Source organism: Chroococcidiopsis thermalis PCC 7203 (genome assembly GCF_000317125.1).
Taxonomy (GTDB): Bacteria; Cyanobacteriota; Cyanobacteriia; order Cyanobacteriales; family Chroococcidiopsidaceae; genus Chroococcidiopsis; species Chroococcidiopsis thermalis.
Genome location: NC_019695.1, coordinates 1,420,021 through 1,445,363 on the forward strand (window position 1 = coordinate 1,420,021; position 25,343 = coordinate 1,445,363).

General features: G+C 44.9%; 23 protein-coding genes. 18 read left to right on the plus strand and 5 right to left on the minus strand.

Annotated features, from left to right (window positions below):
* Positions 1 to 78 precede the first annotated feature (78 nt).
* From CHRO_RS06295 to CHRO_RS06315, 5 genes are all read left to right on the plus strand, one after another.
* Positions 79 to 924 (plus strand): ABC transporter permease, encoded by an 846-nt coding sequence (locus CHRO_RS06295; RefSeq protein ID WP_015153352.1) that lies wholly within the window; start codon positions 79 to 81, stop codon positions 922 to 924.
* Positions 924 to 2,219, plus strand: coding sequence for an ABC transporter ATP-binding protein (locus CHRO_RS06300; protein WP_015153353.1), 1,296 nt, complete (start codon positions 924 to 926; stop codon positions 2,217 to 2,219). Before CHRO_RS06295 ends, CHRO_RS06300 begins: the two co-directional genes overlap by 1 nt.
* 70 nt (positions 2,220 to 2,289) lie before the next feature.
* Entirely contained in the window at positions 2,290 to 3,792 is a 1,503-nt protein-coding gene (locus CHRO_RS06305) for a glycosyltransferase (RefSeq protein ID WP_015153354.1), read from the plus strand.
* 16 nt (positions 3,793 to 3,808) lie between these two features.
* A complete protein-coding gene (locus tag CHRO_RS06310) occupies positions 3,809 to 4,960 on the plus strand; it encodes a glycosyltransferase family 4 protein (RefSeq protein ID WP_084739143.1) in 1,152 nt (383 codons plus the stop codon).
* Positions 4,961 to 5,043: 83 nt separating this feature from the next.
* On the plus strand, positions 5,044 to 5,427 hold the full coding sequence (locus CHRO_RS06315) for a DUF4346 domain-containing protein (protein ID WP_015153356.1): 384 nt from the start codon (positions 5,044 to 5,046) through the stop codon (positions 5,425 to 5,427).
* A gap of 71 nt (positions 5,428 to 5,498) precedes the next feature.
* Here the strand turns inward: CHRO_RS06315 and psb32 are convergent, their stop codons facing one another.
* The 5 genes from psb32 to CHRO_RS06340 form a co-directional block, all read right to left on the minus strand.
* Entirely contained in the window at positions 5,499 to 6,218 is a 720-nt protein-coding gene (gene psb32, locus CHRO_RS06320; protein ID WP_015153357.1) for a photosystem II repair protein Psb32, read from the minus strand.
* Positions 6,219 to 6,296: 78 nt separating this feature from the next.
* Positions 6,297 to 6,659 (minus strand): DUF4278 domain-containing protein, encoded by a 363-nt coding sequence (locus CHRO_RS31705; protein ID WP_181245275.1) that lies wholly within the window; start codon positions 6,657 to 6,659, stop codon positions 6,297 to 6,299.
* 434 nt (positions 6,660 to 7,093) lie between these two features.
* On the minus strand, positions 7,094 to 7,957 hold the full coding sequence (locus tag CHRO_RS06330) for a DUF6671 family protein (RefSeq protein WP_015153359.1): 864 nt from the start codon (positions 7,955 to 7,957) through the stop codon (positions 7,094 to 7,096).
* A 233-nt stretch (positions 7,958 to 8,190) separates the two neighbouring features.
* Positions 8,191 to 11,454 (minus strand): efflux RND transporter permease subunit, encoded by a 3,264-nt coding sequence (locus CHRO_RS06335; protein ID WP_015153360.1) that lies wholly within the window; start codon positions 11,452 to 11,454, stop codon positions 8,191 to 8,193.
* Positions 11,455 to 11,546: 92 nt separating this feature from the next.
* The gene (locus CHRO_RS06340) at positions 11,547 to 12,872 is read right to left on the minus strand and encodes an efflux RND transporter periplasmic adaptor subunit (protein WP_015153361.1); all 1,326 of its coding nucleotides are present in this window, start codon (positions 12,870 to 12,872) and stop codon (positions 11,547 to 11,549) included.
* Positions 12,873 to 13,399: 527 nt separating this feature from the next.
* On the opposite strand from CHRO_RS06340, the gene dnaK reads away from it, so the two are divergent.
* The 13 genes from dnaK (at position 13,400) to CHRO_RS06405 (ending at position 25,288) form a co-directional block, all read left to right on the plus strand.
* Positions 13,400 to 15,448 carry a molecular chaperone DnaK gene (gene dnaK / locus CHRO_RS06345; protein ID WP_015153362.1) on the plus strand — a complete coding sequence of 683 codons (2,049 nt, stop codon included), beginning with the start codon at positions 13,400 to 13,402 and terminating at the stop codon, positions 15,446 to 15,448.
* Between the two features lie 116 nt (positions 15,449 to 15,564).
* Positions 15,565 to 16,554, plus strand: coding sequence for a DnaJ C-terminal domain-containing protein (locus CHRO_RS06350; RefSeq protein ID WP_015153363.1), 990 nt, complete (start codon positions 15,565 to 15,567; stop codon positions 16,552 to 16,554).
* Between the two features lie 15 nt (positions 16,555 to 16,569).
* On the plus strand, positions 16,570 to 16,860 hold the full coding sequence (locus tag CHRO_RS06355; protein ID WP_015153364.1) for an HNH endonuclease: 291 nt from the start codon (positions 16,570 to 16,572) through the stop codon (positions 16,858 to 16,860).
* A gap of 125 nt (positions 16,861 to 16,985) precedes the next feature.
* Positions 16,986 to 18,170, plus strand: coding sequence for a ScyD/ScyE family protein (locus tag CHRO_RS06360; RefSeq protein WP_015153365.1), 1,185 nt, complete (start codon positions 16,986 to 16,988; stop codon positions 18,168 to 18,170).
* Complete coding sequence (locus CHRO_RS06365) at positions 18,167 to 18,784, plus strand: acyl carrier protein phosphodiesterase (RefSeq protein ID WP_015153366.1); 618 nt, start codon at positions 18,167 to 18,169, stop codon at positions 18,782 to 18,784. Before CHRO_RS06360 ends, CHRO_RS06365 begins: the two co-directional genes overlap by 4 nt.
* A 20-nt stretch (positions 18,785 to 18,804) precedes the next feature.
* Positions 18,805 to 19,281, plus strand: a complete 477-nt coding sequence (gene sufU, locus CHRO_RS06370; protein WP_015153367.1) for a Fe-S cluster assembly sulfur transfer protein SufU — start codon at positions 18,805 to 18,807, stop codon at positions 19,279 to 19,281.
* 24 nt (positions 19,282 to 19,305) lie between these two features.
* Entirely contained in the window at positions 19,306 to 19,833 is a 528-nt protein-coding gene (locus CHRO_RS06375; RefSeq protein ID WP_015153368.1) for a Ycf51 family protein, read from the plus strand.
* A 131-nt stretch (positions 19,834 to 19,964) separates the two neighbouring features.
* A complete protein-coding gene (locus CHRO_RS06380; protein WP_015153369.1) occupies positions 19,965 to 21,101 on the plus strand; it encodes an iron-containing alcohol dehydrogenase family protein in 1,137 nt (378 codons plus the stop codon).
* Positions 21,098 to 22,309, plus strand: a complete 1,212-nt coding sequence (locus CHRO_RS06385; protein ID WP_015153370.1) for an aspartate aminotransferase — start codon at positions 21,098 to 21,100, stop codon at positions 22,307 to 22,309. The genes CHRO_RS06380 and CHRO_RS06385 overlap by 4 nt, the downstream gene beginning before the upstream one ends.
* 177 nt (positions 22,310 to 22,486) lie before the next feature.
* Positions 22,487 to 22,969 (plus strand): hypothetical protein, encoded by a 483-nt coding sequence (locus CHRO_RS06390; RefSeq protein WP_041462383.1) that lies wholly within the window; start codon positions 22,487 to 22,489, stop codon positions 22,967 to 22,969.
* A gap of 688 nt (positions 22,970 to 23,657) precedes the next feature.
* On the plus strand, positions 23,658 to 24,335 hold the full coding sequence (locus tag CHRO_RS06395) for a Dps family protein (protein WP_015153373.1): 678 nt from the start codon (positions 23,658 to 23,660) through the stop codon (positions 24,333 to 24,335).
* Between the two features lie 45 nt (positions 24,336 to 24,380).
* A complete protein-coding gene (locus tag CHRO_RS06400) occupies positions 24,381 to 24,740 on the plus strand; it encodes a Rieske (2Fe-2S) protein (protein WP_015153374.1) in 360 nt (119 codons plus the stop codon).
* Positions 24,737 to 25,288, plus strand: a complete 552-nt coding sequence (locus CHRO_RS06405) for a pentapeptide repeat-containing protein (protein ID WP_015153375.1) — start codon at positions 24,737 to 24,739, stop codon at positions 25,286 to 25,288. The genes CHRO_RS06400 and CHRO_RS06405 overlap by 4 nt, the downstream gene beginning before the upstream one ends.
* Positions 25,289 to 25,343: the final 55 nt, after the last annotated feature.

Genomic DNA, 25,343 nt, shown 5'->3' on the forward strand with positions numbered 1-25,343 from the left:
CGGGCATTGCCCACCCTACCAAACTTTGGAAGAAGGATAAACCACTTGAAGCAAAAGAGAAATCTCAATTCAAATCCGATGCCGTTTGAAGTGGTGTATACGCCTGAAAGCTTATTAAGGCATCCGATTCAGTTGTTTAAGCAAATGGGACGAGACTTACTCGCTTCTCGCGAACTAGCATGGCGGCTGATGGTGCGAGATATTAGCGCTCAGTACCGTCAGTCGTTTCTGGGTGTAATTTGGGCTTTTTTGCCCCCGATTGTGATGGCAGCAGGATTTACGCTAGCAAGTGATGCAGGTGCGATCGCAGTTGAAGCTACAGATTTACCATATCCAGCTTATGTCATGTTCAGTACGGCGTTGTGGCAAACTTTTGTGGAAGCGCTCAACGGTCCAGTGCAAGCGGTAACAGTAGCTAAGCCGATGCTAGCTAAGGTGAATTTTCCCCGAGAAGCAATAATTTTGGCAAAGTTAGGTGAGGTCTTTTTCAACTTTGCGATCAAGCTGATTTTAATTGTGGGATTGTTTATTTGGTTTCAAGTTCCGGTCAGTTGGACGGTAATTTTGGCTCCAGTGGCGCTGATTCATTTGATTTTATTCGGTACATTTATCGGTGTTTTATTAGCGCCGTTGGGGATTTTATACCAGGATGTATCAAAAGGACTGACCATGATTACAGGGTTTTGGCTGTTCTTGACTCCGGTAGTCTATCCCGTTCCTGGTGAAGGAACGTTTGGATTTTTGGTACGGCTGAATCCCGTGACTCCTCTACTCGTGACAACACGGGAACTAGCAACGACGGGAGTTATCTCAGATCCGGCTGGATTTTGGATCGCCAGTCTAATTACTCTAGTTGGCTTATTATTAACCTGGGTGGCATTTCGCCTCGCCATGCCTTTCGTGATTGAAAGGGTGAGTTCCTAATGACTGAATTAGTAGATCGAGAAATTGCTATTCAATCTCAAGATTCTGAAGTTGTTATTTCGGTAGAAAATGTCTCAAAAAAGTTTTGTCGAGACTTAAGGCGATCGCTATTTTATGGTGTTCGAGATATCGCCACGGAGCTAATAGGTGGGAAGAGAATAGAAACGCTGCGTACCCAAGAATTTTGGGCGCTGAAAGATGTTAATTTCGAGCTGCGTCGGGGGCAAGCATTAGGCTTAGTTGGGGCAAATGGAGCTGGAAAAAGTACGCTATTACGGATTATTAGCGGTCTGATTAAACCGGATATTGGCACTGTAAAACTTAAGGGTAGGGTAGCTCCACTAATTGCTTTAGGAGCAGGTTTTAATCCGCTATTGACGGGGCGAGAAAACATCTATGCCAATATGTCAATTTTAGGATTATCAACCAAAGAAATCGAAGCTAGATTTCAAGAAGTAATAGACTTTGCTGAAATTTGGGATGCGATCGACGCACCAGTACAAAATTATAGTTCGGGAATGGCAGCGCGGTTAGGGTTTGCCTGCGCAATTCATACAGAACCGGAAATCTTATTAATTGATGAAGTCTTGGCTGTAGGAGATATCAAATTTAAAGCCAAATGTTATCGCAAACTCCACCAACTGCGCCAGCAGGGAACATCTTTTGTTTTAGTCAATCATAATCCCCAAGCAATTTTAAACGTATGTGATTCGGCAATTTACCTAGTCAAGGGTGAATTGATTGCATCTGGCGATACAGAAAGAGTTATCGAAAAGTATGAGGAAGATTTGTTTCTAGATAGCAAGCGCAAAACTTCAGAGGTCATGTACTTACCTGAAAAATCGGCAAGTGAAAGTTTTGGCTTAGACATTACTCATCTATTTTTTCGAGACGCTGAAGGCAAGATTTTAGAATCGCTCAAAAGTGGCGAACCTACTTCCTTCTGTGTAGGCTGTAAAGCTCATCAAAAGTTTGACAACGTGACATTGCATTTAAAAATTACAGAATTAGGTGGTGAAGGTGGTACGGGGGCAGTTTTGTTTTTAAGTGGCGAAAATGATGAGAAGTTTTTTGAAGTTGTACCAGGAAAACATGAAATTCAATTGCAAATGCCTTGTTTAGGTTTAGCCCCTGGAACTTATACTATGAGCATTAAACTCAAACAAAGCTCTATCTATACTTTCGATGTCTTTGAGTCTTTCCGATTTAGCGTTAAATCGGATGGAACGATGAGTCAATGCAAGTTTTATCAACCGCGAGCGTGGCAGATTGTTACTGGCGATCGCGCTGAGTGAAGATTGAGAATAGCGTTTGCTGCTACATAATCGGTTTTCAATTATCAGTTTTCAATTAGGAAAACTTAATATGTCATACAGAGTACTTCATTATAACTGGGCTCCCTACTTTCAGAAACCTACTCTTGGGGGAGGCGTATCTGTTTATTGTAAAAATTTAATTGACTATACAATTCAAAAAGATAATTGGCACGTCACCTTTCTTTATTCTGGAACCGACTATAGTTATTTCAATAAACGTCCACATATCAAACCGATTCGCAACCAAAATCATCCCCACGTACCCACTTTTTCCCTCGTCAATTCACCAATTATTGCCCCTTCTCACTTCGCTTTTGACGATCCATTAGGCAACGTTAAACAACCCGCTCTGGAAAAATGCTTTCAAGAGTTTTTAGACACGCAAGCACCTTTCTCGGTAATTCACTTTCATAATTTAGAGGGCATAACCGCTAATTGTCTCAAAATAGCAAAAGAAAGTGGTGCTAAGGTCGTGTTTAGTTTGCATAATTATTGGGCTGTTTGTCCGCAAGTTAATTTGTGGCGGTTAGAACAGAGCCATTGTGACGATAATTTAGACGGACGAGCCTGTCTTGCCTGTTTACCTATACCGCCAAATTCAGAGCGAGAATTGGCAATGAGAAGACTAGAATTTTTAGGCAACTCCCTCGATTTGAAAGGGCGATCGCTACCTCTAAACTTGTTGAAAAAACTCGTTGCTCTTTTCTACAAAATTCAACGACCGCTAGTCGTGCAGACGCGATCGCCTCTACTCAAAACCTTAGAACTTAAAGGTGCAAATCTGCCTCAGCAAGCCGAGGCGTATCAATTTCGACGGCAGGAAATCGTTTCTCTGATTAATCGTTATGTTGATGTGGCGCTGTCTGTTTCCGATCGCACTGCTGCAATTTATCGGTACTATGGGGTCGATCCGACACGGTTGAGTACGCAATACATCGGCAGTAAAGCCACGCAGTTTCCAGTCCCGCCGCATAACCCAGCAATATACTCTCCAGGGCAGCCCTTTCGCTGCGTTTACATGGGAGTACCGAGAAAAGATAAAGGATTTTACTTCTTATTGGAAGAATTACGTTGCCTGTCAGCAACAGAATTAAGCACGTTAGAACTCGTTGTCGCTAGTAAAATCGCAGATCGCACCGAGTTAGACTTGGCAATGCAGCAGAAAGGACCTTTGCTCTCTTTAGCTCAGTCTTTGCATCGATTAATTTACCATCCCGGTTACTCTCACGAAAATCTTCCTAAAATCTTAGATGGCATCCACTTGGGAATTGTCCCGCCACTATGGGAAGATAATTTACCGCAAGTCACCTATGAGCTTTTAGCTTGTCGCGTACCCGTACTTTGCTCGAATCGAGGCGGCGCACAGGAATTTGTGCGACATCCGGCATTCATTTTCGACCCAGGCAAAAAAGGAGACTTTCAGCAGAAACTCTCAACTATTCGCGATAACCCGCACTTATTAACCGAGTTTTGGCAAGAGGCGCGAACGGTGCGATCGCTAGAACAACATTTTCAAGAATTAATTGAAGTTTACGCTGGCTGTGGTAACTGAGGATAGATAAACATAGATGATGAAGGTATGCTTCATTGCTGCCTGTCCAGGCACGGATATGCGGGGAGGACCGCGATCGCTGCTGGAAACTATAGACTCGCTTCAGAAGCTGGGAGTCGAGTGTTTTGTGTTATTACCCGCACAGGGGCGACTGTTTGACGAATTGAGTCTTCGTCATATTCCCGTTCGTGTCATTCCCTACGAACGCTGGCTGGAAGCCACAAATTATCCCTTACGCGATCGATGGCGGAAGCTGAAGCGAAGCTACCACATAGCATTCCAAATTGCCGCCCAAATTAAAGAGTGGCAGTGCAATGTTGTCTACACGAATACTATTGCCATAGGCGTTGGTGCTTTTGCCGCATTTTTATTGAGGAAACCCCATGTGTGGCATATCCGCGAGTTTGTTTACGAAGATCACGGACAAGTTTTCGATCTCGGTCGCAACCTCACGTTAAAACTAGTAGATTTGCTGTCCCAGGTTTGTATCGTAAACTCCAAAGCTGTAGCTCAAAAATACGAGCAGTGGATCGCGCCGACAAAGTTGAAAGTGGTTTATCAAGCAGTTAACGTCACTCCAGGCGAGGCGATCGCCTTACCTCCGACAACAAATTTTAGGTGCATTATTGTGGGTGCATTGGTGGAGGGAAAGAGGCAGGAAGACGCGATCCGTGCTATTGCCCAACTAGTACATACAGGGGTAAGAGTAGAGCTATTAATCGTTGGCGATGGCGATCCTCAGTACCGAGAGTATTTAGAAAATATTGCGACAAAAAACCACATAGAGCAATTTATTAAGTTTTATGGCTATGCCGATAATCCCTTTCCGTTGATGCAGAGTGCAGATGTCGTACTTGTATGCTCTAAGTGCGAGGCTTTTGGCAGGGTGACTGTAGAAGGGATGCGGGCAGGTAAGCCGATAATCGGTACGAGGAGTGGTGGCACGCAAGAGTTAATTCGAGATGGATTTAATGGATTGTTATATACTGCGGAAGACGAGCGAGAACTAGCGCAGAAAATTAGATATATTTGCGATCGCCCAGATCTAGCTAAACAAATGGGTGAAAACGGTCAACAATGGGCTGCCGAGCAATTTACTCCAGCACGCTATGGCAAGGAAATATATTTGCTGTTAAAACAGTTATGCGACAAAAACTTGGAGATTTAAGCCGAGATTGGGAAAAAACCATAGAGAGAAGAAAGATTTAAAATTAAGTTAAGGACAAAAAATAGTTAATCATGGGATGAGACATGGAGCGGACGCTGGAAGACTTAACGGCAATTGATGATAAACTTTCTAAGCGTCATATTGACCTTGACCCAGGCGGATATTTCATCATTTATCTGGATCGAGAAGCAGGGTTAATTTGTGCGAAGCATTACACCAACGCGATCGACGATCGCGGTTTAGCCGTCGATCCTGAAACGGGTAAACCTATCCCCGCACGCGGTAAAGTTCAACGAACTTCCACCACACTATATCGGGGGAGAACAGCAAAAGAAATTTGCGTAGAAATTTTCGAGCAAGAACAAACTTGTCCCGTGACTTACTTAGATCACGCCGCTTATCTGGGACGAGAATTTGTCCGCGCCGAGATCGCTTTAGTCAACGGGCAAGAATACGTTCAGGATTAAATTGATAATGGGTAATGGGTAATGGGTAATAGGCAGCTACCAATTACCAACTACCAACTACCAATTACCACTTACTTGATATAAAAATAATAAGTCACCATTGGAATAATCGTTGCAGCTACAAGAAAGCCAATGACCCAAATAGTCGCGTTGCTGGATTTTGTCTCTTCGGTGTTTTTGTAGGTACTTTCGACAGCGACATCAGTTGCTAGCTGTTCGGGTGCGCCAGGATCGGGTGCGCCAGATAAAACAGCTACGAGGCGATCGCTAGCATCGAGAAACGCTTGATTGTATTTTTCACCTTCACGTAAAGGATACAGAATAGTTTGAGTAACCACGCTTTTGGCGATGTCATCCGTCAGCAGCGACTTGGCTTTATCTCCTACCCGGATTCCAGTCCCGCTGCTCAGGGTGTCCAATACGACTAGAGTTTGATTGGCTTGCGCTTCTGGGGTTGGAAACCACTGCTCGAATAGTTTATCGGTAAAGGATTGAGCAGTCTCGCCATAGTCGAGGCGGCGAATGGCGACAAATCTAACTTCATTTCCGGTCGTTTCTGCCAATTTTTCCAATTCGCTACCAATCTTACCTTCGTTGATCGCACTGATTGCTTTTGCCGGATCGATCACCCAGGTCTTCTCCCCTGGCGCGACTGAAGGAATTTCATACAAACTCGTTGCGATCGCTGGAAATGGCAGCATTAATGTCGTGAGAACAACTAATCCCAAAGAGAAAACTAAAGATTGCAGATATTTTCTACTGCTAGTTATTTTGCTGCGTAAGTATCTCATTTCCCCATCCTGAAAATTTACATATATTTAAAATTACTATATATAATTTGTCACTGGTCACTGGTCACTGGTCACTGGTCACTGGTCACTGCTCCCTTGTTTTACAACACTCGCACCGCGATATTTGAGGTTGGCGGGATCTGGCTGTGGTGCAGGTGTTTTTTCCTGACTCGATAGCCAAGGCGCACCGCGATACATTCCTTTAACTTCTGCGACGGCATCGTTTTCGCTGGAGATGCTAGGAATTGCTATCTGAGGGCGATCGCTCTGGGTTATGCTTTGGGCGGTTGAATTAGACTCGCTTTTGGATAAATTTTTTAAAAGTAATTTTTTTGTCCCGAAGATTGTTACACACAGGATTAATAATTGGATCTGCCAAGGAGCTAAAATCAAAGCCAAAATCAGGCTGACGACTGTAGCCGTTCCTGTTAGGTAAGCCATCTCATCAGCAGATTTTTTGCAGAGATACCCAGAGAGCAGACTAGTTGTTAAGGGTAAGAGAAAAAGTAATCGCATACTCAAGTCACAAGTCGCAAGGCAAAAGTCAAAATCGCATGACACGATCTAGTCTAGGTAGGTCAAAAGTTGAGAGCCAAAAGTCAAAATTGCATGACACGAGCAAGGCAGAGATAGCTGCCCTGTCTAGAAATGAGGCTGCAAGCGATCGGAGTAGATAAGAATATATGTTACCTTATTCCCATTAGAAAAGTTTATATTGGATTTTCTTCTACCTTAAGTTAGATTTTTGTAAAATTTGATGACTTCTTTGTAAGATTTTGTCACTAAATGTGACTGACAACCTAACCTAACAATATTTAATTTTTAACTTTAAACTTTCAATTTTTGACTTTTGACTTTTAACTTTTGACTTTTAACTAAGGATTGCAATACATACACTGAGCCGGATCGGCTACTTTAACACCCTGCGGAAATAGTTTTTCTTGTTGAAAACTGCATTTTTGGCACCGATAGACTACCGAGCGGATTGCAGATGTGGGAAGATTGCATAATCCACAGGGTAATCCGCGACGTTGGGCGATCGCATCAAAGCCAGGACAAGCACAATTAGGACATATTTGATGAATTTTTTGAATTAAATTTTTAGTAGCTTTAGCAATATTCTGCATTCTGGTTGGATTATATAGCGCCCGCATATCTGTTTCGATATGCACTTTCCCTGTTGAGGATTTGCTTAAGGCAAAATTCACAATTTCTGTTAATTTTTCTTCTGTATTGATACCTTTAAAAATTTCTGTGCGCTCTAAAGAGTCAGAACTGAGCATGACCACTAAACCATGAGAGGGAAAGCCAATTTTATTAGCAAAAGACTCGGCTTCTTCCACCGTTCTAACTGATTGACTATTAAAGTTAGTTTCTGTGAAAATTTCCTGACCGACAATTTCTAATTGATTTAGCATATCGATGAAAACGACTATTTCTCGATTTGCCGAAATAAAAGGTAGATCGGGATGGGGTGCAAAGGAACCTTCACTAGCGATCGCCATTGTTTCACCTGTTATTTCTAAAGCTTTTTTGGCTTTGAGTTTAGCTGTAGCAATTTGGTCTGCTGGTCTGGCAATATCGCGAGTAAACGTACCAAAGATATCTGTGTTAAAGTCATTTGGAACTACACATTGCACTCCCAATTCTGCTTCTAAAATGGGTGCGATCGCTTTTTCTTTCTCGTGCATAGTCGCAATAACTACTACGCGACCTGTAAATAAAGAATTTGTTGCCATGTATAGCGTATCCCATCAATACATCTTTAGGGGCGCACAGATGTGCGCCCCTACTACAAATACGTGTACCTTATTCAGTTGAGAATTGCTATAGCAGTTTCATTAAATTCATAAAATTATCGCTATTTTCTGGTGGGCAATGCCTGCCCTACTTACTTTTGTACGGGCGGGTTCACCAGATCGTTTGTCGAAGTCAAAGATTTTTGGTAAACCCGCCCCTACGAATGCATGACTCACCAGCGTTTATCTTTATAGCGCTTGCGATGCAAAAATTTGTCCGGCACAACGCTAACAGATTTCCAAATCGGCGTTGCCCAACCCCAGCCAATGTCATGTAGCATGACGTAGAAGCAGGGAATGATAAATAGAGTAAGCAACGTTGCTAAAGCTAATCCTGAAAATACCACAATTCCTAAAGGTTGGAGAAACTCCGAACCTTGACCGATACCCATAGCCAAGGGAAGCATCCCCAATACAGTCGTAATTGTTGTCATCAAAATAGGACGCAAGCGTTGCGGTGCGGCTTGCTGAATTGCCAACCAACGAGAACAACCCTCCCGTTCCCGAATTTGATTTGCCAGTTCCACCATAATAATTGCATTATTGACCACAATCCCGACCAATAACACCGCACCTACCAAAACCGTCGCCCCAATAGCCGTTTGGGTGACGTACAGTCCAAAAATACCTCCAGCTAGGGCTAGCGGGACGGTAAACATGATGACGAAAGGATCGATTAAAGAGTTATACTGCACTGCCATCACGACAAATACGAGAAAAGCAGCCAAAGCCCCTAAAAGCTTCAACGAGTTTTGTAACTGTTGATTGGACTGCGCCGCCGAACTCGGGATGACGTTGACTCCTTGCGGTAAGTCTATATTTTGCATCACGTTGTTAACTTCAGCGAGCGCTTGACCTAAACTCGCTCCCTCTGCTAAAGTTCCGGCTATGATAAATACTTGTCTTTGGTCGATTCGTTGCACTTCTCCTGGTGCTTGACCGAGTTCGATTTGGGCAACATCACCAAGACGAATTTGCCGATTTCCTTCAATAAATAAGGGAAGGCTGGCGAGTTGAGAAGGACGCTGGATTGTAGTTTCATTCAATTGGACGCGAATATCAACTAAGCGATCGCCTCTTTGTAGTTGCGTTGGGATTGAACCTTCGAGTGCGGTTTGAATTGTTTCGCCAATTTCTTGAGTTGTCAAACCAAATTCTGCTACCCGTTCCCAGTCAGGACGAATCTGGACTTCCGGTTGTCTGGGAGTCGCATCGGGTCGAAAACTCGCTAATTTTGCCTGCTGTTCTAAAGTTTGGAGAACTTGCTGTCCGGCGCGATTCAGTTCTTCCGTATCCGATCCTTGAAGTATGACATCCAACTCCGCCCCCCGTACGGGAGAATTAGTTAAGATCAGACCCCGCACCTCTCCTGGTCGCAGGCGGATAACTGTTTCAACTAAGTTGAGGCGATCGAATTCCTGGCTTACCCTAGCAACATACGCTTCTACATTAGTACCTGGTTTAAGAGTAATATTACTGCTGCCACGTAGAGGATTTTCACTGGTATTATTGCCAAACAAAAAACCACCTGCAGTCGAAAAGATATATTCGGTTTCTGGTTGTTTGAGTAAAATATCGTCTACAATTTCCATCACCTTACGGTTCGTTTCCAACGCCGTACCAGGAGGAAACTGCACGAATAATCTAGCCTGTCCGGTATCAATGCGAGGCAGAATTTCTTGCGGAATTTGACCTGCCATCCACACACTACCACCACCCAGGACGAGAAAAGCCAGCAAGACAACTATGAACCGCCAGCGCAACAGCCGATTTAAGAAGTTGCCATAACTACGAGTTGCAGCCTCAAATTTGCGATTAAATTCTCGCAGCAACCAAAATTTACCAATTCCACTCGATCGCTTTATTCCCATTAATCTTGATGTCATCATGGGTACGACCGTTATTGCTACTAGAATTGACGCGGCGACGGCAAAGCTGATAGTTAAAATTAATTCTCTAAATAGGAGAGAGAACAAACCGCCAATGAGCAAAAACGGCAGCACCGCCACCAAGTTAGTACTGGTAGAAGCAACCAAGGCAGATTCTACCTCACGGCTGCTGCTTTCGGCGCGATCGATTATTGAGGTTTTTGGTAGGGGCGCACAGCCGTGCGCCCCTACATGAGTTTCATCCTTCCTCACTCCCTCGACAATATTCTCCAACATAACGATGGAGTTATCGACGACGATGCCAACGCCGAGGGCAAGTCCGCCTAAGCTGAAGACATTGAGGGAAAGACCGAATAATCCCATCAAGATAATTGCAGCGCAGGTCGCTAGCGGAATGGCAAGAACGATAATGATGGTTTGACGGAGCGAACCGAGGAAAAGTAGAACCGCGATCGCGGCGAGTCCCGCACCAATTAACCCCGAACTGGTAACGTTAGAAATTGAGTTCTGAATGAAAATTGACTCATCTAGAGTGGGAGTTATGACCGCATCGGCGGGAATTAAACCCGATTGCCGTAGAGATTCGATCCGACGCTTGACTCCATCAACTACTGCGATCGTATTAGCTTCTGGTTGCTTTTGGACGCTCAGTTTGACGGCTGGGGTTTTGTTGAGAAAAGCAAAAACCCTTTGATCTTCTGTCCCGTCTATAACTTCCGCAAAGTCTCGCAGGTAAACGCGCCGCGCTACCCCTGGTGTAGAGTTATTTTCCTCAAAGGTAGCGGCTTCAAAGGATAAGTTGCGAATTTCCTGAGAGGTTTGAAATCTACCGCGAGTTCGCGTCAAGGGTTCGGATTCTCCCAAAATTCGACCCCCAGCAATATCTTGGTTGCGGGTTGTCAGTTCTTCCAATACGTCAGTTAAACCCACACCCACAGCTTGGAGGCGATCTAAATCGATATTAATCCTCACTTCTTCCTGCACGCCACCGGACACGTCTACAGCTGCTACTCCTGGCACGACACTTAATTCGCGTCCCAGTTCTTCATCGGCAAAGACGCGCAGATCTACTGGCTTAAGTGTCGGGGAGGTTAAACCAAATTCGTAAATTGGCGATTGCGAAGGATCGACCTTGAATAATCGGGGTTCTTGGATATTTAAATTATCGGGCAATCCACCTCGACCTCGGTTAAAAGCCGCCGTAGCATCATTTAAGGCTTGATCGATATTCCCACCAGGCTGAAAGAATAGATCGATACTGACCTGTCCTTCGCGAGTCTGGGAATAGACTTGGACTACGCCTTCTGTAGCTGCTAAAGCTTCTTCCAACGGTCGAGTAATTTCGTCAACTGCAACTTCTGGCGATACTCCGGGAACATCTAGCCGCACGCCGATGCGAGGATAGGTAATCGCAGGTAAGAGATCGACTTGCAGTGTCGTCAGAAAAAAGACACCTAAGACGATCGCGGCTACAGTTAACATCAGTGTGGCGATGTGTCGTCGGATCGAAATGGCGCTGATACTAAATCCCGATGTTGGCGGCTGCATTACCTGTACTCTGTATCGACAAATTCAAGCGTGGGCGGGTTTTAAGCCGAGATTGACTGTTGAAGCCGATGATTCATCTGCTAAACCCGCCCCTACGATTCCTGTTGCTGTGTTTCCGATAAGACAGACAGTCGCACGGTTTCACCGTTTTTCAACGGTCTGCCACTTTTTGCTACAAACCTTTCCCCTGGTTGCAACCCAGATAGAATTTCTACTTTGCCATCTACCCGTTCTCCCAATTTCACCGATCGCGCTGCTACTTTTTCTCCAGTTATGACAAATACTGTCGCTGTAGTCGGGAGTCGGGAATTTTCTCCCCCTTGTCCTCCTTGTCCCCCTTGTCCTCCTTGTCCCCTTGTTCCCTTATCCTCCACTACAGCCGTCTCAGGAACCACAACCCTAGCAGCGGCGTTACTTTCAAAACTCACCCGTGCTAGCAATCCACTGCCGATCCGCCCATTGTCGTTGGGAATGATGACTTCTATGGGAACTAGTCTTGCCGTGCGATCGGCAGCTGGGGAAATTCGGCTGATTTTTCCCGTAAAAGTCTGGTTAGGGAAGGCATCTAGTCTCACCCTCACTGTCTGTCCGACGCGCAAATTTGCCAAGGCTAATTCTGAGATTTCTACATTCACCTTGACGCGGCGAAAGTCTCCTAAACGCAGAACTTCGCCGTTAGCTTGCAGAAAATTTCCTGCTTCGGTGACTTTTTGCGTGACTACGCCATTGATTGGAGAACGGATGTTGGCATAGGATAATTGTTCTTGGGCTTGAGCGATCGCCGCTTGTTGAGCGTTGACGCGATCGCTAGCTGCTGCTACTGCTTGTTCTTCAGTACGAACTTCTTCTTCGGTAGCTTTTAACACTTTAGCAGCACTTTGAGCGTTAGTCCGCGCTTGTTCGGCAGCCTGTTCGGCAACTGCACCCTGTTCGACCAATTGTTGTTGGCGTTGAGAGTCTGACTGTGCTTGTTGAAATTCCAACCGTGCCTGTTCTACCCTGGCTTTGGCATTACTGACTTGATTTCTGGCTCTAGCAACTTCTGCTTTAAGGGCTGCTAATTCTGCTTGTTCTTGATTCAGCGCCGTTCGCAATATAGTATTGTCTTGCTGGGCGAGGATTTGACCTTGTTTGACGCGATCGCCTACATCGACTAAGAGTTTTAATATCCGCCCTTCTACTTGCGCCCTGAGCGAAACTTCTTGTAGTGGTAGAGTCGTTCCTGTATATTCCGGTTCCGTGCGAATTTTTCCAGTACGGGCGATCGCCACTTCTACCGCTGGTGGTTGCTGTTGTTCTGCTCCCCTACCCTGGGATTGCGCATCAGCCGCTTCTTTTGGTAAGATGCCACAACCTGCTGTAGCGCTGAGTACAACAGCACTCAACGCAATTGCTTTAAATAGATCGAAGGCTCCCATAAAAAAATTCTGATTTTTGCTTTTGCTGCGGCAACTTCAATATATAAGCTAGTCTTTATTACTGAGTGTGGCTGCGGCTATTTCTTCCTGCCATAGCTCGGATGATTGTTAAGTTATTTAAACTTTTTCTGTTCGCAAAGTGGCTCCCTCTCAAGAGGGAAAAACTAGCGATCGCCAACATGTCAAATCCATTTGCTAACACTACAAAGACCTAGCATAAGCAACAGTTGTGACAAGAATGTGTCATGGCGAAGTCAGAAGTCGGAAAAGAGTATTGTGTTAAAGAAAGAGTGTAGGGTGTGGGGTATGGGGTGACAGTTGACCGCTCTTGCTCCCTCAGCTCTCTTCACTTCCTCGAGCTCCCTCAGCTCTCTTCACTTCCTCAGCTCCCTCAGCCCCCTCAGCCCCCTCAGCCCTCTTCTCCCCTGCTCCCTGCTCCCTAGTTAGGCTGCCAGCAAGATACAATAAATCCAGCAAAAGTTCTCAACATATTATTATATTGAGACAAACTAGGAGAACGATCGCGCATGGGCAAGGTAGTCGGCATCGACTTAGGGACAACGAACTCAGTCATAGCGGTGATGGAGGGTGGTAAACCTGTGGCGATCGCCAATGCAGAAGGAATGCGGACTACTCCCTCCGTGGTTAGTGTCAGTCGCGAAGGGGAAGTGGTGGTGGGACAAATGGCGCGACGACAAGCCGTCCTCAACCCTAAAAACACATTCTACTCGGTCAAGCGTTTCATCGGTCGCAACTATAGCGAACTCAGCCCCGAATCGAAGCGGGTTGCTTATACAATCCGCAAAGGTGAAGCTGGAAATATTAAAATCGACTGCCCGCGACTGAATAAAGAATTCGTTCCCGAAGAAGTCTCGGCAATGGTGCTAAAAAAGTTGGTGGAAGATGCCAGCAAATATTTAGGGGAACCCGTCACAAAAGCAGTCATCACCGTTCCAGCTTATTTCAACGACTCCCAACGCCAAGCCACGCGGGATGCTGGAAGAATTGCCGGATTGGAAGTCTTGCGGATTTTAAACGAACCTACCGCTGCATCCTTAGCTTACGGTTTAGACCGTCAGGAAAGCCAAACGATTTTAGTATTTGACTTGGGTGGTGGTACGTTTGACGTATCTGTTTTAGATGTAGGCGACGGTGTATTTGAAGTGAAAGCCACTAGTGGAGATACACAACTAGGTGGTAATGATTTTGACAAAAAGATTGTCGATTGGCTGGCAGAGCAATTTTTAGAGACAGAAGGGGTAGACTTAAGACGCGATCGCTCTTCTCTACAGCGCTTAATGGAAGCAGCAGAACGGGCAAAAATTGAATTATCCGGCGTGACGGTGACAGACATTAACCTGCCCTTCATCGCTGCTACAGATGAGGGTCCCAAGCATTTAGAAACAAGACTCACCCGTTCTCAATTTGAAGGCTTGTGTTCTGACTTGCTAGGACGATTGCGCGTCCCTGTCAAACGAGCAATTATGGATGCTAACTTGCGACCCGCAGATATTGATGAGGTTGTCCTCGTCGGTGGAGGGACGCGAATGCCAATGGTACAAGTACTTGTAGAGGCATTAATTGGCAGAGAACCGAATCAAAATGTCAATCCCGATGAAGTTGTGGCTGTTGGGGCAGCAATTCAAGGCAGCATTTTGGGCGGCGAGATGAAAGACGTGCTGCTATTGGATGTCACACCTTTATCGTTGGGATTGGAAAGTGTCAGCGGCGTGATGAAAAAACTGATCCCGCGCAACACGACAATTCCCGTGCGTCGTTCCGATATCTTTTCCACCGCAGAAAACAATCAAACTGTCGTAGAAATTCACGTCGTTCAGGGCGAACGAGAAATGGCAGCTGATAATAAATCCCTCGGACGATTTAAACTGACGGGGATTCCACCCGCACCGAGGGGAATTCCCCAAATTCAGGTGTCGTTGGATGTCGATGCTAATGGAATTTTACAGGTCACGGCACTCGATCGCACGACAGGCAGAGAACAGAGTATCACCGTTCAAGGGGCTTCTACCCTCAGCGAGGGAGAAATTCAACGGGCAATTCGCGAGGCAGAACAATATGCCGATATCGACCGTCAGCGCAAAGAACGGGTAGAAAAGCGGACGCGGGCAGAGTCTTTGACAGTTGAAGCAGAACGACAATTGAAGGAAGTCGCGTTAGACTTCGGGATGCAATTTGCCCGGAGTCAACGCCAACGGATCGAAAGTTTAGTCCGCGAACTGCGGGCAAACTTAGAGGAAAATAACGATCGCGGCATCGACCAATTATTTGTCGAACTGCAAGATGCGATTTCCGACTTAAAACGAGAGATCCGTCAGTATTATGGCGACGATGAGGAAGAAAGCTTGTGGGATTCAATCAAGGGCATCTTTACGGGTGATGACGATGATTATTACGACCTACCCCGCCGAGATAGCTATCGCGATCGCGACTCCTACGATTATGGTAGAGAAGACTATAGCCGCGATCGTTCCCCTTATTATGGCGGCGGCGATAAGCCTAACCGCAAGCGTCCCACTTACCGAGACAACTGGGATGATGACGATGATTGGCTATAATCTAGCGATTGGCGATTCGCTAAGTTGGTACGTTGATTGCTAGAACTAAAAAAGAAAACGTTAAACGGAAACTTATAAAAGCTAACAGCCAAAAGCTGCAAGCAGATAGCTAAACTATGCAAGATTTGCGTAACTTTCGCGACTACTATGAAGTGTTGGGAGTCTCCAGAGAGACAAGCAACGAAGAGATTAAAAAGGTTTTCCGGCGCTTAGCCAGACAGTATCATCCTGACTTAAATCCAGGCAATAAAGAGGCAGAGGAAAAATTTAAGGCAATTGGCGAAGCTTACGAAGTCCTTTCTGACCAAACTCGACGGGCAGAATACGACCAATATACTAAGTATTGGAATCAGCCTGGTTTCTGGAGCAAGCAAACTTCCCGCGCCAAAACTGGCGATAGTCGCGGTAATGGTAATAAAGTTGATTATGGCGCATTTCCCGACTTTAATAATTTTGTCGATCAAGTCTTAGGACGGCGCAAACAAGCCAGGACTGCGACAGCCGATGACGAACCAGTGACGACAGCACCCCGCGATCCGTTTCGTCCGGGGACGACTAAAGCAGCTTATACAGTTAATGCCCGTACTACGCGGCGTGATATTGAGGCTAAGTTAACTATACCCTTAGAACGGGCATATGAAGGCGGATTGGAGCGAATTCGCCTCCCAGAAGACGGGCGATCGCTAGAAGTCAATATGCCACCTGGAATGTATACTGGACAGATCGTTCGCCTACGAGAACAAGGAATTGGTGGCGGCGATCTTTATTTAAAAATAACCGTTCCCCCTCATCCATTTTTCAAGTTAGAAGGTAACGATATTGCGATTCAGTTACCAATTACTCCCGTCGAGGCAATTTTGGGTGGTGCGGTAGAAGTACCGACTTTAGATGGTTTGGTACAAATGAATTTACCTCCAGGCGTGCGCACTGGGCAAAGATTGCGACTGGCAAAAAAAGGTTATCCCGATCCTGATGGCGAACGAGGCGATCAAATTGTTGAGATCCAAATAGTTGTCCCTAGAAATATTAGTCCTGAAGAACGAGATTTATACGAAAAGATTCGTCAAATCGAAACCTTCAACCCCCGCGCTGACTTACCAATTTAGAGATATATGTAATGTATGTCAGAATGGCGAGAAATTAGACAGAAAGTATTACAACGAGATAATCGCCAGTGCCAAGTCTGCGGGAAAGAACATAGCGGACAAGTGCATCACATTCTGCCTAGAAGTCAAGGCGGAACAAACGATTTGGCAAATTTAATTACCTTGTGTGGTAAATGTCATATGGTAATTAGTCCCGTCCCTGAATGGTTACTTACTAAATTGTGGCAGATTCCCCCAGAAGAAATTAGCGCCGCAAGCCAAGCCATTCAAGACAGAATTAATGAAGTTGTGAGAGAGAGAAGTTAAGAATTAATCGAAACAAATACCTAAGCGATCGAAAAATTACCCATTGCGATCGCATTCTCACTTTTCATAAATTGCTGATGCAGGGTTGGTCGATCTAATTCTTGTTCCCTTCCTGCCATGTTTTTATGTCTTTATCTTTAATTTCTAAACTAGTTCATAGTTTTGCGCTATTAAGTTCTCTCATATTTATTTTCCCAGCACAAGCAGAAGTCACAATATCGGTAGTTGCTAACGATCTTGATAATCCACGCGGGCTAAACTTTAGTTCTGATGGCAGCCTCTACGTGACAGAATCAGGTGTAGGGGGAGATGGACGTTGCATTCCTGGTCCCAGTTTGCAAGGACTTTCTTCCTGTGTCGGTAATAGTGGTGCTGTAACCAAAATTAAGGACGGTAAGCAAGAACGCTTGTTGACTGGACTACCATCTATCGCTTTAAGACCCACTGGTACTACTGCTGCTGGACCCCAAGATATAGTATTTGATGCCTATAATAATCCCTATTTACTCATTGGATATGGCGGAAACCCAGAAACTCGCGACTTTCCCGAAGGTGCGCCGAGTTGGGGACAACTTTATCAAGTTGATTTGCTTACAGGTCATTTAAAAAGTCTTGCCGATTTAGCCAAATACGAACTGGATAATAATGCTGATGGGAAGGACACATTAGATGTTAGCGGTGAAGTCGCCAGCAACCCCTATGCTTTTACAATTAAGGGTCATACCGCTTATATTGTGGATGCAGCTGCAAATGACTTGCTGAGTGTAAGTCTAAATGGTGGTAGCTTAAGTGTATTATCTGTACTTCCCACCCAGACGATAAAAGACCCAATTTTTCCTACGCCAGCGCCGGGACAAGTACTACCTCCTGAAGCGCCGCCACCAGGACAAACACCAGCGGAAATCGAAATTCAATCCGTACCGACAGGCGTGGCGGTTGGTCCCGATGATGCTTTGTATGTTAGCGAATACACGGGTTTTCCGTTCCCTGTAGGGAAAGCTAGAGTCCTGCGAGTTGCTGCTGATGGTAAAACAACAGTTTATGCCGAAGGCTTTACCCAAATTTCCGACTTAGAATTCGATCGCCAAGGTAATTTATATGTTTTACAATATGCCAATCAGCCGCAATGGACGGGTAGTGTAGATGGTGCTTTGATTCAAGTTGCCCCTGATGGTACGCGGACAACGCTTGTTAGTGGTAATGGACTAGAATCGCCAACTGCTCTTACTATTGGTCGTGATGGGGCGATATATATTTCTAATAAAGGCGATCGCCCCAAAGAAGGGCAAGTGTTACGAGTTACAAAATGAACTATTTGGCGCATCTGTTTTTAGCCGAACATACACCTGAATCGTTACTTGGAAATCTTTTAGGAGATTTTCTTCAAGGGATAAGTAAAGAACGATATTCAATCGCAATCCAGCAAGGAATACAATTACATCGAAAAGTCGATGCATATACAGATTCGCACCCAATAGTCAAAGAAGCTAAACAACTAATCTCTGTAACGAGGAGAAGATTTGCCGGAATTTTAGTTGATATATTTTACGACCATTTTTTAGCTAGAGATTGGCAGAAATATAGTTCGGTAACTCTTAACGATTTCAGCCAAAAAGTATATGCGATACTATCACAACATCAAGTGATTCTACCCGATCGCCTCCAACGTGCATTACCACAAATGATTCAACAAGATTGGTTAAATAAATATCAATATATTAGTGGAATAGAGGTGACGCTCAACCGGATGGCTCATCGCGTGAACAGGCAAGGAGAGATTTTAGCTAGTGGGATTGAAGAATTAACAGCTCATTATCAGGAATTAGATCGCAGTTTTCAATCCTTTTTTCCTGAATTGATAGGGTACGTCAAAACGACCCGATCGCACCTGAAATACCCTGATAGGATGGAAGTAGGTAAATAAACCCGATCGCAAACGCAATTATGACTTTGGGTAATGTCCGCGACCTGTACCAGCAGGTAATTCTAGAACACTATAAAAAACCTCGCCACAAAGGAAAAACCGATCCCGTGCATCGGTATCAACGGGGACATAATCCTTCTTGTGGAGACACGATTGAATTAACGGTGCAACTGAATGAAGCGGGCGATACGATCGCAGATGTAAAATTTGATGGTGAAGGTTGCGCGATCGCGATGGCATCGGCTGACTTAATGGCAGATGTTTTGCGCGGTAAGCCTGTCAGCGTCGCATTAGAGATGGTGCAGCGCTTTCAACGGATGATGAAAGGGGAAGATGAGTTTCCTAAAGAACAGCGCAAACTCAACGTGATGGCGGGAGTCGCTCAGTTTCCCGTGCGGATCAAATGTGCTAATCTCACCTGGCATACCCTCAAAGCCGCCTTGGAATCAACCAACGAGCAAGTGCCTGAAGGATTTATCAGTAACGAAAACGAGTAATCAATCTCACTATTTGATTTCATAATGCCAACTACAACTGATTTTCTCAATGCTTCTGGGTGGGTAGGAATAACCACCCTAGCTTTAGCGGCGATAACCGTTCTGGGTTTTCTGCTTAAATGGGGAATTAGATTTCGCCTCGTCGGGATCACTGGCTTTTTAGGCGTACTTACAGGCGGATTGTTTGCCCTTGGTTTAGTCCCATTTACTCGCACGGTTATCCCAGGCGCAGTCCGTTACTCTTTAGTATTCGATAACGGCGGGACGCAAACCGTGATTGCCGTTCCGCCTACCATTGATAGCCAAGCGCTAGAAGCAACAATGCAGCAAGCCGCCAGCGATTTATTCTCCTACGGTCGCTTAGGCAGACAGGACGATAAACTGACGATTAGAGTCAGGACAAATCTGCATCCAGAACCAGGAGTTACCAAACCCCTCTACTTGGGACAAATCGAGCGATCGCTCTCCAGCCGCACTGACAATGCAATGGAAATCAAGCTGAATCCCGAAAGCATAGCGCAATTACCAGGGAGCAGGGGAGAAGAGGGCTGAGGGAACAGAGTAATGGGTAGTTATAAAGTCAAAAGTCAAAAGCTAAAAGTCAAAATCTAGCAACTACCAATTACCAATTACCAATTACCACTCGCTTATACTATATATTCAACCACCAAATACTAGATAAAATGCTTTGTCTGTCCGTAGCCCCAGCACAGGTAATCCGCGCTCCGCAAGCCTTAGAAGCAGCTGGAAGCGCGATCGCGCGTTTAGGTCATCGTCCTCTGATTGTAGGAGGCGATCGCTCTCTTGTTGCCGTCCAATCTCGCTTAAAGTCTGTATTGGAAGCGCAAAAATTGAAATTTACCCAAGCAAGCTACGGTAGAGATTGCAGCGAGGCGAGTTTAGCGGCGTTAAAACAAGCGGTAGCAGCACACCAAGCCGATCTGATTATTGGTGTTGGTGGTGGTAAAGCCTTAGATGCGGCGAAATTATTGGCGTATCAGTGCGAGTTGCCTGTCGTCACGATTCCGACTTCGGCGGCTACTTGTGCGGCTTGGACGGCTCTTTCTAACGTCTACTCGGAAGACGGAGCATTTTTGTATGATGTCAGCCTGCCCAATTGCCCTAATTTACTCATCCTAGATTACGATTTGGTGCAAACTGCTCCCAGACATACTTTAGTCGCTGGCATTGGAGATGCGATCGCCAAATGGTACGAAGCCTCTGTGAGTAGCGGACACTCAGAGCAAACTTTAATTATTGCTGCCGTGCAACAAGCTAGGGTACTGCGCGATATTTTATTTCAAAAATCCGCCACTGCTTTACAAGCACCAGGTAGTGAAGTTTGGCGGGAAGTAGTCGATGCTACAGTTTTACTCGCAGGAGTTATTGGTGGTTTAGGGGGCGCGCAATGCCGTACTGTAGCTGCTCACGCCGTCCACAATGGTTTAACTCACCTGCCGATTCACAGCAGCATTCACGGCGAAAAAGTTAGCTACGGCATCTTAGTCCAGTTGCGGTTAGAGGAAATGGTACAGGGCAATCAACTGGCAGCTACCGCACGACAACAGTTACTTAAGTTTTATACCGAAATTGGACTACCCCAAACTCTTGCAGACTTGGGACTGGAAAATATTACGATTACCCAACTCAAACAAGCGGCAGAAATCGCTTTAAATCCCAAATCTGACATTCATCGGCTACCCTTTAAAGTTGTTACAGAACAATTGATGGCGGCGATGGTTTCTACTACGGCTCCGGCTAACAGTAATCCCATCAACCCCATCACTACAAATCTCGTCAACGAAGAGGTAGCTCAATGAGCTTGGATTGGATTAGTCCGGCGGATCGCGTCCGGGCGCTACCACAGTATGTATTTGCTCGATTAGATGAATTAAAAGCGAAAGCCAGAGAACAAGGGATCGATTTAATTGATTTGGGGATGGGAAACCCCGACGGCACAGCACCTCAGCCCGTAATCGATGCGGCGATCGCCGCATTAAAAAACCCCGCCAACCACGGTTATCCCCCGTTTGAAGGTACGGCAAGTTTTCGACGGGCAATTACAAATTGGTATCATCGCCGCTATGGTGTGAATCTCGATCCTGATAGCGAAGCGTTACCGCTACTCGGTTCTAAAGAAGGATTGGGACACTTAGCGATCGCCTATATTAACCCTGGCGATGTCGTACTAGTCCCCTCACCCTCTTATCCCGTCCATTTTCGCGGTCCCATTATTGCAGGCGGAGAGATTTATAGCCTCATCCTCAAACCAGAAAATGATTGGCTGATCGATCTAGCAGCAATTCCCGATGCAGTAGCCGAAAAAGCCAAAATTCTCTACTTCAACTATCCCAGCAATCCCACCGCCGCTACAGCTCCCCGCGAATTTTTTGAAGACATTGTTGCCTTTGCTCGTAAATACGAAATTTTATTAGTGCATGACTTATGTTATGCCGAATTAGCTTTTGATGGTTATCAACCTACCAGCTTATTAGAAATACCAGGTGCAAAAGATATCGGTGTAGAATTTCACACCATGTCAAAAACCTATAATATGGCAGGTTGGCGCGTGGGATTTGTGGTAGGAAATAGCCACATTATTCAAGGTTTGCGGACGTTAAAAACGAATTTAGATTATGGTATTTTTGCCGCATTGCAAACAGCCGCTGAAACAGCTTTACAACTCCCAGATGAATATTTACATCAAGTCCAAGAACGCTACTGTCGCCGCCGTGACTTTCTGATTCAAGGATTAGCAGAATTAGGTTGGAACATCCCAAAAACCAAAGCAACGATGTATTTGTGGATTCCTTGCCCACCTGGGATGGGTTCTACAGACTTTGCTTTATCTGTATTGCAGCAAACTGGCGTTGTCGTCACACCAGGAAATGCTTTTGGCGTAGGCGGAGAAGGATACGTGCGGATTAGTTTAATTTTAGAATGCGATCGCTTGGGCGAAGCCTTACGCAGGTTTAAGCAAGCAGGTATTAGATATTCAGCGACAGAATGTTTACCCTCGTTGTCTTGACTTCTGGACTTGAGCTTTATCTTGCCATTTTTCTAATAAAGCAGTTAGTCCTTCGCTACTTTCTCGCATCTTTTGTTCGGCTATGCTGGCAAGCTTTAATATTTCTCTAAGTTAGTTTTCATCTAGTAGACGAAACGGAAGGTTTTGCTCCGACATGACGATTCCTTTGCTTGGCTAATGAAAAAATTTGTAAAAACTATTATTTTAATACTTATTACTCTGCATGTAGCATGGTCGGTTTATGAATACTTTTGGTACAGTAGTCTTATTCCTGCAAAAATTGGGATAGCCTACCCCATAAATATTAGCGGTCAGAGCGATTTGCGAGAGGGTTGTGGCACAGCTATATTTGGCATAACAAATGCAACTGCGGATGCCATTTCCCGTCAAGGAATTGATTTTTTTAGCGACGCTATCTATTCCAGAAGAAGCAAAGATCTCTACTACACCTATAGAGCGTGGAAAGAAACACCAGTTCCCAAGACATGGACTAGTGAAGGCGCTTGGCCAGGGTTGGGCTGTTCGAGTGTAAGTCGCTCGCTGTTACGTCAAATCCTTCTCGCTGCTTCTAAAAAAGGAAGTTACTACTCCACTAAAGATGAAGCATGGATTATTGTTATTCCAAGCCTTAAATTGGTGGTATTTTCTTATTTTGGCTAGTCCCACTAATCCAAATGCTATGTTTATAAAATCTATTATGAGTAGAGATGATTTTCAACAAAATTCAATTTTTGTCAAAAAATAAGGTGGGCAATACCCACCTTATTATCTAATTTTTGCTTGAAAGGTTTTTATCAAGAATAAGCCCAAATAAAAAATAATAAAAAGCCAAAAAATAGACCCGTGCAGCTAAATAAAATTAAAGCAGTAATTTCTTCTAATTCTTTTTCAAACGTCATAATTATTTTTCAGAGATTTGCTATCGTCTTCACTGGCACAGAGCCAAATATAGAATAATTGATTTTTCTCAGGTTTCAGACTGGAAGAATTACCGAAGTTCGTATGAAAGATTAGTGATTAAAAGCTGTTGTTGTGTAAAAAGTTTAAATTGGTAGCTAAATTAATAAGAAGAGGTAAAGCGATCGCACCGTTGCTGATGCAAATAAATCTATGGAAATTCTCAATTGACTTTAGCAACGAATAGATCTCTAAATATGTAAAGAAGTCTAAAGAATTTTAATTTTTCTATTAAATTTCACACATTTGTTCTCGGTTTGTTCAAAATCGTATTATGAGCAGCAACTCAAATTCGTTACGAGTTTGAGATAAGCCGATTGAAAGAGATTGCCTATATATCTTTAACAAAAGACTTTTAACAAATCCCGATAAAAAAGGGAGGAGGGACACTATGGCTAAGATTGCCCAGGAAGTCGTTCAGAAGTCTGGTGTGAATGTAGAAGAGTTGGTACAGAAGCTCGTCCGTGCCGCGTCTGCTGAATTTACAACTTACTACTACTACACAATTCTGCGGGTTAATGCCATTGGTTTTGAAGGAGAAGGACTCAAAGAAATCATCGAGGATGCAAGATTAGAAGACCGCAATCACTTTGAGGCTTTAGTACCGCGAATCTATGAATTAGGCGGACAGTTACCAAGGGATATTCGAGACTTTTCTAACGAAGCCGCTTGTCCAGATGCTTACTTGCCTGAATGGAATCGTGGTAATGGCAAATCCACGCCACGAGTTGGCTTTACCAGCGGCGGAAGCGAGGAATCAAAAGAAGCAGTCTCAGAAGTACAGCAGGCAATGCAACAAGGTGATATTAGACCAATGCTTCAGGTTTTGGTAGAGGCAGAACGGTGTGCTATTCGCGTTTACACTGAGATTTGCAACATGACCTTTGGCAAAGACCACCGCACCTATGAGCTGTCCTTGGCTATTCTCAACGAGGAAATCGAACACGAAGCTTGGTTCTCCGAGTTTTTAGGTGAAGGTCCTTCCGGTCACATCCGTAGAGGCGCACCAGGAGAATCGCCCTACACTTCGCGCTTTTTAGTCGCACCATCCAACGGTCACAAACTGTAGAGAGTAGAGACGCGCCACGGCGCGTCTCTACTGCAAAATCTTGCTATGACTGAATTTATCAAAGTTACTAAACTCAGTGCTGTGTCTCCAGGCACGATGCAGGTTGTGGAAGTTGGAGATATACGCTTGCTGTTAGTGAATTTAGATGGAGAGATCTACGCTCTAGCCACCCAATGTCCTCATCAAGATGGTCCTCTGGAGCAAGGAACGCTGTGGGGAGACAAGATCGAATGTCCTTGGCATCATTACCTCTACGATGTCAGAACTGGAGCCAATGTTTATCCCCGCAACGTTTATCCATCTGACTTGACTGAACTAGAGCGAGATTTACAGCCTGTACGCTGTTATCCAAGTCGCGCGATCGGGGATGAGATTTTTGTAAGTATAGAAGGAGACTCCCGATGAATTTTGGATCGATGCGATCGCCTTTTGGTTGGGATACGAACCGCGATAGTATGGATGCCGCAGCACTCGTTAGTCGCTACAACCAGGGAGAGCGAGATTTTCGCGAAGTGCATTTGAGCGGCGTGAACTTGTGGAAAGTGAATTTGAGCGAAGCAGATTTTAGTGGTGCAGATCTAGTAGGAGTTGACTTCAGCGAAGCAAACTTAGCTGGAGTTAACTTGAGTGGAGCAAATCTGACTGGAACAAATTTGCGTCATGCCAACTTGACCGATGCCAAATTGATTTTAGCAACGCTGCGGGGAGCCAATTTAGAACGGGTGGAGCTAATTAAGGCAAACCTCTCCCAAGCAGATTTAAGTTGGGCAAACTTAAGCCAAGCTAACCTGAGCGGCGCAAATTTAACCGGAGCGAATTTAGTCGATGCCAAAATGGAAGGGTTAATTTTGCGGGGAGCTAACCTAAAACGAGCAAAACTAAAATCTCAACTGCAAGATGAGCGAATAGATTTAGCTTGGGCAATCATGCCAGATGGATTAATTCACGGTTGAATTGAGCAAGAGCGATCGCATATGTACGACAGCTTGTCTTTTGACTGAAGCAAAA